This is a genomic window from Pseudonocardia sp. NPDC046786 (assembly GCF_040645415.1).
GTDB lineage: Bacteria > Actinomycetota > Actinomycetes > Mycobacteriales > Pseudonocardiaceae > Pseudonocardia > Pseudonocardia kongjuensis.
This window is the reverse complement of sequence record NZ_JBEYYF010000003.1, coordinates 355,710-368,757: the sequence shown is the minus strand read 5'-3', so window position 1 is coordinate 368,757 and position 13,048 is coordinate 355,710. Positions and strand designations below refer to the sequence as shown.

Annotated in this window: 12 protein-coding genes; 8 read left to right on the top strand and 4 right to left on the bottom strand. The window is 75.1% G+C overall.

Annotated elements, in window-relative coordinates:
- Positions 1-27: 27 nt before the first annotated feature.
- Genes ABZ881_RS05605 through ABZ881_RS05595 form a run of 3 tightly spaced genes read right to left on the bottom strand, consistent with a single transcriptional unit; the run spans position 28 to position 2,934 of the window.
- Positions 28-957 carry an ABC transporter permease gene (locus tag ABZ881_RS05605; protein ID WP_358482055.1) on the bottom strand — a complete coding sequence of 310 codons (930 nt, stop codon included), beginning with the start codon at positions 955-957 and terminating at the stop codon, positions 28-30.
- Positions 947-1,804 carry an ABC transporter ATP-binding protein gene (locus ABZ881_RS05600; RefSeq protein WP_358482053.1) on the bottom strand — a complete coding sequence of 286 codons (858 nt, stop codon included), beginning with the start codon at positions 1,802-1,804 and terminating at the stop codon, positions 947-949. Before ABZ881_RS05600 ends, ABZ881_RS05605 begins: the two co-directional genes overlap by 11 nt.
- Positions 1,805-1,836: 32 nt before the next feature.
- Positions 1,837-2,934, bottom strand: coding sequence for an ABC transporter substrate-binding protein (locus ABZ881_RS05595; protein WP_358482051.1), 1,098 nt, complete (start codon positions 2,932-2,934; stop codon positions 1,837-1,839).
- 678 nt (positions 2,935-3,612) lie between these two features.
- Between ABZ881_RS05595 and ABZ881_RS05590 the strand changes: the two genes are divergently transcribed.
- The 8 genes from ABZ881_RS05590 to ABZ881_RS05555 all read left to right on the top strand — a co-directional run bounded on the left by ABZ881_RS05590 (position 3,613) and on the right by ABZ881_RS05555 (position 12,032).
- A complete protein-coding gene (locus tag ABZ881_RS05590; RefSeq protein WP_344018438.1) occupies positions 3,613-3,702 on the top strand; it encodes a putative leader peptide in 90 nt (29 codons plus the stop codon).
- A gap of 73 nt (positions 3,703-3,775) precedes the next feature.
- Positions 3,776-5,050 (top strand): LLM class flavin-dependent oxidoreductase, encoded by a 1,275-nt coding sequence (locus tag ABZ881_RS05585; RefSeq protein WP_358482050.1) that lies wholly within the window; start codon positions 3,776-3,778, stop codon positions 5,048-5,050.
- Positions 5,047-6,426, top strand: a complete 1,380-nt coding sequence (locus ABZ881_RS05580; protein WP_358482049.1) for an NtaA/DmoA family FMN-dependent monooxygenase — start codon at positions 5,047-5,049, stop codon at positions 6,424-6,426. The genes ABZ881_RS05585 and ABZ881_RS05580 overlap by 4 nt, the downstream gene beginning before the upstream one ends.
- Positions 6,423-8,120, top strand: a complete 1,698-nt coding sequence (locus ABZ881_RS05575; RefSeq protein ID WP_358482048.1) for an ABC transporter substrate-binding protein — start codon at positions 6,423-6,425, stop codon at positions 8,118-8,120. The genes ABZ881_RS05580 and ABZ881_RS05575 overlap by 4 nt, the downstream gene beginning before the upstream one ends.
- Positions 8,117-9,067 (top strand): ABC transporter permease, encoded by a 951-nt coding sequence (locus tag ABZ881_RS05570; RefSeq protein WP_358482047.1) that lies wholly within the window; start codon positions 8,117-8,119, stop codon positions 9,065-9,067. The genes ABZ881_RS05575 and ABZ881_RS05570 overlap by 4 nt, the downstream gene beginning before the upstream one ends.
- Before the next feature lie 37 nt (positions 9,068-9,104).
- On the top strand, positions 9,105-10,037 hold the full coding sequence (locus tag ABZ881_RS05565; protein WP_358482046.1) for an ABC transporter permease: 933 nt from the start codon (positions 9,105-9,107) through the stop codon (positions 10,035-10,037).
- Positions 10,034-11,668 carry an ABC transporter ATP-binding protein gene (locus ABZ881_RS05560; protein WP_358482045.1) on the top strand — a complete coding sequence of 545 codons (1,635 nt, stop codon included), beginning with the start codon at positions 10,034-10,036 and terminating at the stop codon, positions 11,666-11,668. Before ABZ881_RS05565 ends, ABZ881_RS05560 begins: the two co-directional genes overlap by 4 nt.
- A 139-nt stretch (positions 11,669-11,807) precedes the next feature.
- A complete protein-coding gene (locus tag ABZ881_RS05555; protein ID WP_344018452.1) occupies positions 11,808-12,032 on the top strand; it encodes a hypothetical protein in 225 nt (74 codons plus the stop codon).
- Between the two features lie 44 nt (positions 12,033-12,076).
- Here ABZ881_RS05555 and ABZ881_RS05550 read toward each other — a convergent pair whose 3' ends face one another.
- Positions 12,077-13,003 carry a TIGR03564 family F420-dependent LLM class oxidoreductase gene (locus tag ABZ881_RS05550; protein WP_358482044.1) on the bottom strand — a complete coding sequence of 309 codons (927 nt, stop codon included), beginning with the start codon at positions 13,001-13,003 and terminating at the stop codon, positions 12,077-12,079.
- Positions 13,004-13,048 lie beyond the last annotated feature (45 nt).

The window sequence follows — 13,048 nt, the reverse complement described above, 5'->3', positions numbered from 1 at the left end:
GGCCCGCTCGTGACGGGTGGGGCGGGCTCAGACCGTCAGGGCCAGCCCCCGGGCGCGCAGCACCCGGCGCTCCAGCGGCCGGAACACCAGCAGCTCGATCCCGATCCCGACGATCAGGATCAGCAGGATGCCGGCGAACACCTGGGAGATGTTGCTGACGTCGGCGCCGTTCTTGAGATAGGCCCCCAGCCCCAGCCCGAGGGCGGGCCCCATCGCGATGATCTCGGCGGCCATCAGCGACCGCCAGGCGAACGCCCAGCCCTGCTTGCAGCCGGCCAGGTAGCCCGGCAGCGCCGCGGGGAGCAGCACGAACCGGGCCATCGCGAACCCGGTCGCCCCGAGCACCCGTCCGGCGCGGGGCAGGATCGGCGGCACCTGGTCGATCCCGGCGACCAGCCCGTTCGCGATCGAGGGCACCGAGCCGAGCAGCACCACGTAGAAGATCGTGGCGTCGGTCAGGCCGAACCACAGCACGGCGGCGGGCACCCAGGCGACCGACGGCAGCGACTGCAGCCCGGTCAGCAGCGGGCCGATCGCGGCGCGGACCAGCGGTACCTTCGCCACCAGCAGGCCGAGCGGGGTGGCGATGGCGAGCGCGAACAGGAACCCGATCGCGGCCCGGCTGACCGAGGTCCACAGGATCGACCAGATCGAGCCGTCGATCACGATCGCGGCGAACTCCTCGCCGACCGCCGACGGCGAGGGCAGCCGGAACTCCGGCAGCACGGCCGAGGCCCACACCGCCTGCCAGATCCCGATGATCGCGGCGAGCGCGACCAGCGGCGGCAGCCAGGTGCGCAGCAGCATCTGCCACCACGGCGTCCGCCGGACGACCGGGGTGTCCAGCGCGTCCAGGCCGGCGATCGCGTCGGCGGTGTCGGTGTCCGGGGCGGTGCGGTCGTCCAGCGTGGTGCCGCCGGTCACGCCGACCGGGCGGCGTCCGTCCTCACGCGGCATGGCTGGTGATCACCTGCCGCAGCCGTCCGGTGATGTCGTCGTGCAGCTGCGCCTGCTGCTCGGCGCCGTGTCCGTGGGTGGGGATCTCCCACTCGCGGACGACGGTGCCGGGCCGCGACGACAGCAGCACGACCCGCTCGGCCAGCCGGACGGCCTCGCGGACGTCGTGCGTGACGAACACGATGGTCGTGCCGGTGGCCCGCCACACCCGCAGCAGCTCGCCCTGCAGGACGTCCCGGGTGATCGCGTCGAGCGCGGCGAACGGCTCGTCCATCAGCAGCAGGCCGGTCGCGTCGGAACCGGGGTCCTCGGCGCCCAGACCGGTGGCCGCGGCGAGCGCGCGGGCCAGCGAGACGCGCTGCCGCATGCCGCCGGAGAGCTCGTGCGGGCGCTTGTCGCCCACGCCCTCCAGCCGGACCAGCGACAGCAGCTCCTCGGCCCGCCGGGTGCGCGCCGCCCGGCCGTGCCCGGCGAGCCGCAGCGGCAGCTCGACGTTGCGCCGGGCGGTCAGCCACGGCATCAGCGCGGCCTCCTGGAACATGAACGACGGCCGGGCCGCGCCGACCGAGACGGAGCCCGCGGTGGCGTCGTCCAGGCCGGCGAGCAGGTTGAGCAGCGTCGACTTGCCGCAGCCGGAGGCGCCGAGCAGGCAGACGAACTCGCCGTCGGCGACCTGCAGGTCGATCCCCTTCAGCGCGGTCACCGCCGCCGGGCCGTGACCGAAGGTCTTGCCGACGCCGCGCAGCTCCACGGCGGCGGTGGCGGAGCGGGCGCCGGCCCGGTCGGTGCCGCCGGTGCCGTCGGCGCGGCTCGTGCGGTCGGTGAGGTCGGTGAGGTCTGCGGGCATCGCGGGGGTCCCCCTCGTCGTGGTGGCGGTCGTCAGCTCGCGTCGAGCCCGGCCGGGTCGATGGCGGGCTCGCCGGCGGCCTCGCGGACGGTGTCGATCGCGGTCGGGTCGAGGAAGCCGGTGAGATCGGCGGGGGTGTCCGCGATCTCGGCGGTGACGGCGTCCTCGGCGAGCTGCGGCCAGGTCGCGGCCAGCGGGTCGGTGTCGAAGGTCAGCTCGCCGAAGGCCCGCTCCAGCACCGGCTCGGTCAGGGCGTTGCCGGTGATCTCCTGGATCGCCTGGTTGGAGATCGTGCGGGCCTGCTCGGGCTGCTCGCGGATGAACTCGATCGCCCGCTGCTCGGCGCGCAGGATCGCCTCGACGGTCTCCGGGTGCTGCTGCAGGAACTCGGTGCGGACGATGATCACCGTGGTCGGGAACTCGCCGTCCGGCCAGAGGGTGCGCTCGTCGAGGAAGACCGACGCGCCGGCGTCGACCAGCCGGGAGCTCCACGGCTCGGGCAGCCAGCCGCCGGCGACCTCGCCGGTCCGGAACAGGTCGAGGGTGCGCGGGTTCTCGATGTTCTGCACGGTGACGGCGTCCGGCCCGTCGCCGATCGGGAGGTCGTTCTCCTTCAGCCAGGTCTTCAGCGCGACGTCCTGGGTGTTGCCGAGCTGCGGCGTCGCGATCGTCCTGCCGCGGAGCTGGTCGGGGGTGGTGATGTCCGGGGAGGTCACCAGCTGCGCGCCGGCCGAGGTGGAGCCGGCGACCAGCCGGACGGCCTCGCCGTTCGAGCGGGAGAAGGCGTTGATCGCCGGGCCGGAGCCGATGAACGCGACGTCGATCGAGCCGCCGAGCAGCGCCGCGACCTGGTCCGGGCCGGCGTTGAAGGTCTGCGGGGTGAGCGCGGTGTCGCCGAGCTCCTCGGCGAACAGGCCGTTCTGCACCGAGATGAGCGCCGGCGCGTGGGTGATGTTCGGGAAGTAGCCGAGGCGGACCTCGGCGGCCGGGGAGGTCTCGCCCGAGGCGGCCGCGCCGGCTCCCTCGTCGGCGCGGGAGCAACCGGCCAGCACACCGACCGTGGCGAGCAGTGCGACGAGGACGGCGGTGGTGCGCCTCCGGGAACCGGGGCGCAGGACGTGCGGGGGCATCGGGACGTGGTCCTTCCGTGGTGGGGCCCGCGCCGGAGAGTGGGCGCGGGGCGGGGACACCCGGTGCGGTCGCCGGGGGTCGGGGCGCGCCGGGGACACGGCACACCGGGGAGCCGGCCGGGCCGGCGGCCGGGGGGAGTCCCCCGGGTGGAGGTTCAGCGACAGTGCTCGCTGAAGGCCGGGGCGCGCCGGCTGGGCCAGAACGGCTCGAGGCCGGTCGGGCGGACGGGGACCGTGCAGCGCCGCATGCGGAACCGCACGGCGGCGGGCCGGTCACCCCGCGTCGTGGTGTCCGGAGCCTCGAGCACGCCCCGGAGACGCGGACCGGGACGCGATGGCCGTCCCTGGCACGTCGTCACCCGGACAGCGTGCGGTGCGGTCACCTCTCCGGACAACCCTCGGTCCACCCGCCAGGAAGCGGGACATCCTGTCCGGACAACATCGGCCGGAATCGACGATCATCCGTCCGTAGCCCGGGACGACCGGAATATTCCGGACGCGTCGCAGGTCACTCCCGGTTCGCGCGGGTTGACACATCCGTGGCGATACTCCTTAGAGTCGTGGTCGGACACCATCCGGAGCGGCCGAGAGACCCGGCTCGACGACGCCGCAGCAACCCCCCGCAGCACGCGGGTGCGGGTGCTCCTGCCGGGCACGATGGAGGGGATCATGCGGTCGGTGGCGGATCGGGTGCGCGGCGCGCACCACCCGCGGTACCGCAGGCACGTCGACCTGCTGCGGGTCACCAGCGCTGCCTGTCGCGGCTGACTGCGCGTCCCCGCCTCCCGCCCCCACACACGTTCCGCCGCGCGCCGCCGCGCGGCGAGGAAGCGATGCCCTGATGTCCTCATCGGACACCCCTGTCCGTCCGGCGCGGCCGCTGCACCTGGCGGTCGCGCTGGACGGCGCCGGCTGGCACCCCGCCGCCTGGCGCGAGCCGGGAACCCGCCCCGGCGAGCTGTTCACCGCCCGCCACTGGGTGGAGCTGGCCCGCACCGCCGAGCGCGGGCTGCTCGACCTGATCACCATCGAGGACGGCCTCGGCCTGCAGTCCGGCGACCACCTGTCCGAGCCGCAGCGGCGGACCGACCGGGTCCAGGGCAGGCTCGACGCCTCGCTGGTGGCCGCCTTCCTGGCCCCGCTGACGTCGCGGATCGGGCTGGTCCCGACCGTCACCACCACGCACACCGAGCCGTTCCACGTCGCCTCCGCGCTGGCCACGCTCGACCACGACTCGCACGGCCGGGCCGGCTGGCGGGTGCAGACCTCGGTGCGCCCCGACGAGGCCGCCCACTTCGGACGCAGGCAGGTCCCGGCGGTCGGCCGCGCCGACCTGGACACCCCGCAGGGCCGCGCGCTGGTCGCCGAGCTGTTCGGCGAGGCCGCCGAGGTGGTCGACACGGTGCGCCGGCTGTGGGACTCCTGGGAGGACGGCGCCGAGATCCGGGACGCGATCACCGGCCGGTTCGTCGACCGGGACCGGCTGCACACGGTCGACGTCGAGGCGTCGCACTTCTCGGTGCGCGGCCCGTCGATCGTGCCGCGGCCGCCGCAGGGCCAGCCGCTGGTGGTGTCGCTGTCGCACGGCTACGAGCCGTCGCTGCTCGCCGCGAAGGTCGGCGACGTCGTGTTCACCACCCCGCACGACGCCGACGACGCCGTCCGGACCGTCGACCAGGTCCGCACCGCCGAGCGGGCCGCCGGGCGCACCGCGCCACCGCTGAAGATCCTCGCCGATCTCGTCGTCGTGCTCGCCGACACCGAGGCGGCCGCGCGGGACCGGCTGGCCCGGCTGGATGCCCGCGATCCGCTCTCCAGCGACGCGCTGGTGCTCGCCACCACCCCGGCCGGCCTCGCCGACACGCTGCTCGACTGGCAGGCCGCCGGGCTGGACGGCTACCGGCTCCGCCCGGCTGTGCTCCCCACCGACCTCGACGCGATCGTCGACGGCCTGGTCCCCGAGCTGGCGCGGCGCGGCGCGTTCCGCACCGGCTACGCCGAGGCCGGCCTGCGCGAGCGCTTCGGCCTGCCCCGCCCCACCAGCCGCTACGCACCGGATGCGGACCCGGCGCTCGTCCCCGCGCACGTCCCGACCACCACCGGGAGTCCCGCATGACCCGCAAGCAGATCGTCCTGGGCGCCTACTTCCCGGGCGTCAACCACGACACGGTGTGGAGCGATCCGGCGTCCGGCAGCCACATCGCCTGGGAGTCGTTCGAGCACTGGGCGCGCACCGCCGAGCGCGGCGGGCTCGACCTGCTGTTCCTCGCCGAGGGCCTGCGGCTGCGGACCCGCGGCGGCGAGATCTTCGACCAGGACGTCGTCGGCCGCCCGGACACCTTCACGGTGCTCGCCGCGCTGGCCGCCGTCACCGAGCACATCGGACTCGCCGGGACGATCAACTCCACCTACAACGAGCCCTACGAGCTGGCCCGCAAGTTCGCCACCCTGGACATCCTGTCCGGCGGGCGGGCCGCCTGGAACGTCGTGACCAGCTCGGACGCCCCGACCGGGGAGAACTTCCGGCGCGGCGCGTTCCTCGGGCACCACCAGCGCTACGAGCGCGCCGGCGAGACGCTGGCCGCGGTCCGCGCGCTGTGGGACTCCTGGGGGTCCGATGCGGTCGTCGCCGACCAGGAGTCCGGCCGGTTCCTGTCCGATCCGCAGGTGGGCGACTTCGCGGTGTCGGGCAACCAGTTCGATATCGCCGGCCGGTTCACCACCCCGCGCAGCCCGCAGGGCCATCCGGTGATCCTGCAGGCGGGCGAGTCGCCGGCCGGGCGGGACTTCGCCGCGGCGAACGCGGACGCGATCTTCTCCCGCTACCAGAAGTTCGACGAGGCCCGCGCCTTCTACGACGACGTCAAGGCCCGGGTCCGCAAGGCCGGCCGGGACCCGCACGAGGTCCGCATCCTGCCGAGCGCCGGTGTCGTGCTGGGGGACACCGACGCCGAGGCCCGGGAGCGGCACGAGCACATCCACGACCAGCAGGTCGACCCGTGGACCGCGATCGTGCTCGCCGAGATGGTCTGGAACCGCGACCTGTCGTCCTACGACCCGGACGGCCCGCTGCCCGACGTCGACCCGACCCCGGAGGCGCCGCGCTGGATCGAGGGCCGGGCCCCGCTGACCCAGGACCCGCACGCCACCGCCGCCGCCTGGCGGGAGATCGCCGAGGCCAACGGGTACAGCCTGCGGGACACCGTGAAGCACGTCTTCGACCGGGCCGTGTTCGTCGGCACCCCGGAGCATGTCGCCGACGAGATCGACCGCTACGTGCAGTCCGACGCCAGTGACGGGTTCATCCTCGGTTCGCACGTCACCCCGTCCGGCCTGGACGAGATCGTCGACCGGGTGGTGCCGATCCTGCAGGAGCGCGGCGTGTTCCGGACCGCCTACGACGGCGGCACGCTGCGCGAAAACCTCGGCCTCGCACCACCCTCCCGGTTCGGCGAACGCCGTTCCGGCGAGCGCGCGGCGGTGGCGTCGTGAGCCCCGCCCGTCCGGCAGCCGCCGGCGCCTCCGCGAACCGGCCGTCCCGGCTCCGGCGGCTGCTGACCGGCCGCCCGCAGCTGCCCGGCGCGCTGCGCGGGCTCCCCGCGGGCCGCGGTGCCGTGCTGCTCGCGGCGACCGCGCTGACGCTGACCGCCTGCGGCTCCGGGCCGGAGGCGGCCGGCGCCGCCGGGGAACCGCAGCCCGGCGGCACGCTGGTGTTCGCGGTGTCGTCGGACCAGGGCTGCGCCGATCCGCAGCAGGTCGGCTCGAACGACTCGATCTACTCGCTGCGCCAGGTCGTCGACTCGCTCACCGACCAGGACCCGGAGACCGGCGAGATCGTCCCGTGGCTGGCCACCGAGTGGTCGTCCAACGACGACGCGACCGCGTGGACGTTCACCCTGCGCGAGGGCGCCACCTTCTCCGACGGCACCCCGGTCGACGCCGCGGCCGTGAAGGCCAACTTCGACCGGGTCCCCGACATCGGCGCCCGCGGCACCCTCCCGAAGGGCTACCTCGCCGGGTACGCGGGCACCGACGTGACCAGCCCGACCGAGTTCACCGTGCGCTTCGAGCAGCCGAACGTGCAGTTCCTGCAGGGCACCTCGACACACAGCCTCGGCCTGCTCTCCCCGGCCAGCGCGGCCGGGACCGACGAGGAGCGCTGCGCCGGCGTGATCGGCTCCGGGCCGTTCACCCTCGAGTCCTACGTCAAGGACGACATCACGGTCCTGGCGAAGCGGACCGGCTACGACTGGGGCTCGTCGCTGTTCACCCGCCCCGGCGAGGCCTACCTCGATCGCGCCGAGTTCCGGGTCGTCCCGGAGTCCGGCGTGCGCTCGGGCAGCCTGCAGTCCGGCGAGATCGACGCGATCGCCAGCGTCGGCCAGCAGGACGAGGCACCGCTCACCGCTGCCGGTGTCGAGCTGGTGGCCCGGCCGAACCCGGGCATCCCGTTCGGGATCACCTTCAACCACGAGACCCCGCTGGGCGCCGATCCCGCGGTCCGCGAGGCCGTGTCCCGGGGCATCGACCGGGACGAGCTCGTCACGACCGTCTACCCGTCGCAGACGGTCAAGGCGACCAGCTCGCTGTCCTCGACCACACCGGGCTACGCCGACCAGTCCGCACTGGTCGACTACGACCCGGCGGCGGCCACCGCCGCGCTGGACGCCGCGGGCTGGGTGCCCGGGCCGGACGGCATCCGGGCCAAGGACGGCCGGCCGCTCACGCTGCCGCTGACCTTCGCGCAGAACATCGCGACCGCCAAGCCGTCGCTGGAGCTGATCCAGCAGCAGCTGCGCCGGATCGGGATCGACCTGCAGCTGCGCGAGGTGCAGATCTCCGAGACCCCGGTCGTCCAGCAGGACGGTGACTTCGTCGCCCTGTGGGGCAACCTGACCCGGGCCGACCCGGACATCCTCCGGTCGCAGTACTGGACCGGCGGCAACAACTACTACCGGTTCCCGCCGAGCCCGCTCGACGACGCGCTGGCCGGCCAGGCCGCCGCCACCGACGAGGCGCAGCGGGCCGAGCTGGCCGGGACCGCGCAGCGGCTGCTCGCCGAGGGCAACCACAACGTGCCGGTGGTCGAGCTGACCACCGTCCTCGGTGTCGGCCCGACCGCGCACGACGTGGCGTTCGACGCGTCGTCGCGGATCCAGCTGCACGACACGTGGAAGTCCGGATGACCGTCCCGTACCTGCTGCGCCGGCTCGGCCTGGCCGTCGTCGTCCTGTGGGCGGCGTGGACGGTGTCGTTCGTCGTGCTCTACCTGCTCCCCGGCGACCCGGTGGCCACCATGGCCGCCGGGGGCGGGGACGGCGAGCAGCTCAGCCCGGCCGAGCTGGACGAGCTGCGCGCCCGGTACGGGCTCGACCAGCCGCTGATCGTCCAGTACGTGACAAAGCTGCTGGCTGCGGTGCAGGGCGACCTCGGCACCTCGTTCGCCACCGGGCAGGGCGTCCGGTCGGCGATCGCCGAGGCACTGCCCCCCACCCTGCAGATGGCGGGGGCGGGTCTGCTGGTCGCGATCGTCGGCGGCACCGCCCTCGCCGTCGCCGCGACCTGGACCCGCCGCCCGTGGCTGCGCCAGGTGCTGGCCGGGCTGCCCTCGCTGGCCGTGTCGCTGCCGGTGTTCTGGGTCGGGCTGATGCTGGTCCAGCTGTTCTCGTTCCGGCTCGGCTGGCTCCCGTCGGTCGGCGACCGCGGGTTCGCCGCGCTGGTGCTCCCGGCGATCACGCTCGGCCTGCCGACCGGTGCGCTGATCGCCCAGGTGCTGGCGAAGAGTCTCAGCCAGACCCTGGAGGCGTCGTTCGTCACCACCGCCCGGGCCAAGGGCGTCGGCCCGGCGGCGGTGCACCTGCGGCACGCGCTCGGCAACGCCGTCATCCCCGCGCTGACGGTGCTCGGCTACGTCGTGGGCAACGTGCTCGCCGGGTCGGTCGTCGTCGAGACGGTGTTCACCCGGCCCGGGCTGGGCCGGCTCACCGTCGCCTCGGTCGGGGTGCAGGACATCCCGGTCGTGCAGGGCGTCGTGCTGTTCGCGGCGCTGGCGTTCGTCGTGGTCAACCTGATCGTCGATCTCGCCTACCCGCTGCTCGATCCGCGCGTCGCCGTCACCGGAGTCGTCCGGTGAACGCGGTGACCCTGCTGCCCCCGCCCGGAGGTGCGTCATGACCGAGCTGCTGGACCGCGCCGCCCGCGGCGCACCCGATCCCGCGGCCCGCCCCGGCTCCGGCGGCCGCGGCGGAACCAGCCCGGCCCGACGGCCGGGTGGTGGACCCGCCCGGCTCGGCCGGTTCCTGCGGGCCCGGCCGGGGCTGGTGGTCGCGGTCGCGGTCGTGCTGCTGGTGCTGACGGCCGCCTTCGTCCCGGGGCTGCTCGCCCCCGGCGACCCGGCGATCGGCGACACCGCGGACCGGATGCTCCCGCCCGGCCCCGGGCACCTCTTCGGCACCGACCACCTGGGCCGGGACGTGTGGACCCGGGTCGTGCACGGCGCGTCGCTGTCGTTGCAGGCCACGGTGATCGCGGTGTCCGTCGCGCTGATCGCCGGTGGCCTGATCGGCCTGGTCGCCGGCTTCGCCGGCGGCTGGGTGGACGAGGTCCTGATGCGCATCGTCGATGTGCTGCTGGCGATCCCGGCGATCCTGCTGTCGCTGGCCCTGATCACCGCACTGGGGTTCGGCACGGTGAAGGTGGCGATCGCGGTCGGCATCGCCAGCGTCGCGAGCTTCGCCCGGGTGATGCGCGCCGAGACACTGCGGGTGCGCCGTTCGCTCTACGTGGAGGCCGCCCGCGCGGTCGGCACCCGGAGGCACGTGACGCTGCTGCGGCACGTCCTGCCGAACGCCGCCGGGCCGGTCGCGGTGCTCGCCGTGCTGGAGTTCGGACTGGCGATCCTGGCGATCTCGGCGCTGTCGTTTCTCGGCTACGGCGCGCCGCCGCCGGCGTCGGAGTGGGGGTCGCTGGTCGCCGACGGCCGCAACTACCTGGCCGTCGCCTGGTGGATGTGCGCGATGCCCGGCCTGGTGATCGCGGCGACCGTGCTGTCGGTGAACCGGATCTCCCGGGCCCTGGACGGCGAGTGGAGGCGTTCGGCATGACCGGGGAGCTGCTGTCGGCCCGCGACCTGGAGATCACCTACCGCGGTTCCGCGGGACCGGTGCACGCCGTGCGCGGGATCGACCTGGACGTGGCGCCCGGCGAGGTCGTCGCGATCGTCGGGGAGTCCGGATCGGGCAAGTCGACGCTGGCCCAGGCGGTGCTCGGGCTGCTCCCGGATAACGGCTCGGTCACCGGCGGGTCGATCTCGCTGGCCGGCGCCGGTGAGCTGACCGGCCTGTCCGAGAAGGCGTACCGCGCCGTGCGCGGCGCCCGGATCGGGCTCGTCCCGCAGGATCCGGGGGTCGGGCTCAACCCGGTGCAGCGGGTCGGCGAGCAGGTCGCCGAGGTGCTGCGCACGCACGGCCTGGCCGACCGGCGCTCGGCGGCCGGCCGGGCCGTCGAGCTGCTGGAGCGGGCCGGGCTCACCGAGCCGGCGACCCGCGCCGGGCAGTACCCGCACGAGCTGTCCGGCGGGATGCGGCAGCGGGTGCTGATCGCGATCGCGATCGCCGCCGATCCGTCGCTGGTCGTCGCCGACGAGCCGACCAGCGCGCTGGACGCGACCGTCGCCCGCCGGATCCTGGACCATCTGGACACGCTGCGCCGCGGCTCCGGCACCGCGCTGCTGCTGATCACCCACGACCTGGCGGTGGCCGCCGACCGGGCGGACCGGATCGTCGTCATGCGGCACGGCCGGATCGTCGAGCAGGGGCCCGCGGCGCAGCTGCTGGCCGGCGCGACCGACCCGTACACCCGCGAGCTGCTGGCGGCGGCGCCGGGACTGGCGGTGACCGCACCGCCGCCGCGGCCCGCGGTCGATCCCACCGGCACCCCGATCGCCGAGGTCCGGGACCTGGTGAAGGACTTCCCGCTGCCGCGGGTGCGCGGGCAGTGGCGGCGCCCCACGCACCGCGCGGTGGACGGGGTGTCGTTCAGCATCGCCCGCGGCGAGACCCTGGCCCTGGTCGGCGAGTCCGGCTCGGGCAAGTCGACGACGGCGCGGCTGCTGCTGCGGCTGGAGGACCCGACGTCCGGCGAGATCCTGATCGACGGCGCGGACGTCACCCGGGTCCGGGGCGAGGCGTGGCGACGGCTGCGGCGCCGGGCCCAGCTCGTCTACCAGAACCCGTACGCCTCGCTGGACCCGCGGTTCCGGGTGCGTGAGATCGTCACCGAACCGCTGCGGGCGTTCTCCGTGGGCACCGCGGCCGAGCAGGCGCAGCGGGCGGCCGAGCTGATCGACCGGGTCGCGCTGTCCGCCGAGCTTCTGGAGCGCCGGCCCGCGGAGCTGTCCGGCGGGCAACGCCAGCGGGTCGCGATCGCCCGGGCGCTCGCGCTGTCGCCCGACCTGGTGGTCTGCGACGAGCCGGTGTCAGCGCTGGACGTGTCGGTGCAGGCGCAGGTGCTGGAGCTGCTCGCCGAGCTGCAGGAGCGCGACGGGCTGGCCTACCTGTTCATCTCGCACGACCTGGCCGTCGTGCGCCGGGTCGCGCACCGCACCGGGGTGATGCGGGACGGGGTGCTGCGCGAGCTGCGGCCCACCGCGGAGCTGTTCGACGACCCGCGCGACGACTACACCCGGGAGCTGCTGGCCGCGATCGCCGGCCGCCGGGCGGAGGTCGCCCCGTGAACCGCCAGGTGATCCGCCCGGTGAGCCGCACCGTGACCTCGCGGCGGCGGATCGTCGACTTCGGGCTCACCCACACCACGCTCTGTCGTCCGGCCGGTCCACCTCGACCCGACCAGACCGCAGAGCCCAGGAGGCCGCCGTGAGCACTCCCGTCCGTACCCTTCCGACCGACCGCACCAGCCGATCCGGCGCCGTGGACCCCGGCGCCCAGCTGCTCGACGGGCTCGAGGCCCTCGTCCGGCGGCACCGGGCGCTGGCCCGCGACACCGCGGGCACGCTGCACGCCGAGCTGATCACCGCCGAGGTGGCCCAGCAGCTGGCGGTGGCCCGCAACGCGCTGCGGCGCGTCCCGCGGTCGGCCTGACCGACATCGCGGGCCCGGCCGGTTCCGGCCGGGCCCGCGGTGCGTCACGCCCGCGCGAGCGCGCCGAGCACGTCGAGCGTCCGGGCCCGTTCGGCGGCGTCGCCGACCGGGCTGACCAGCAGGTCGGTCGCGCCCGCGTCGGCGTATCGGCGCAGGCCGGCGTCGATCGCCGCGACGTCACCGGCGACGACCAGCTCCCCGGGCGAGGCGACGCCGTCCCGCTGCAGGGTGCGCGCGTAGGTGGGCAGTGCCGCGTATCCCGCGTACTGGGCAGCGACCTCGGCCCGCACCCGGTCCGGATCGGCGGTCAGCGACACCGGCACCCCGGCCACGACCCGCGGCGCCGGGCGTCCGGCCGCGGCGGCGCTCAGCAGCGGCAGCACGTGCTCACCGATCGTCCGCGGTCCGGCCAGGAAGGTGATCGTCCCGCCGGCGCGCTCCCCGGCGAGCCGCAGCATCACCGGCCCCAGCGCGCCGAGCAGCACCGGCACCGGGGGAGCGGCACCGGGTACCGCCGTCTCCGCGGGCGACGAACCGGCACCCGCCGCCCCGGGCGCACGCTCGCCGCGCAGCAGCGGTGCGAGCACGTCGAGGTGCTCGCGCAGCGCCGCCACCGGGCGCTCGAACGGGATCCCGTACACCTCCAGCAGGCCCGGATGGCTCACCCCGAGGCCGAGCGTGAGCCGCCCGTGTGCGGCCGCCTGCACGGTCTGCGCCTGGGCCGCCAGCACCCGCGGGTGCCGCGGCTGCACCACCACGACCGACGCGCCCAGCTCGATCCCGCCGACCTCGCGGGCCACTGCGGCGAACAGGGTCAGCGTGTCGAAGCCGTAGGTCTGCGGCAGCCACGCCGTGCGCAGCCCGGCCGCTGCGGCGGCGCGGGCCCGGGCCAGCACCGCGTCGACGACGTTCCAGCCGGGCGTCGTGGAATCCGGGAGCCCGGCCGCGAGGTTGACACCGATACCGATCATGCGACCACCGTGCGGGCCGGTCCCGCGACGAACCAGGAGTGAACC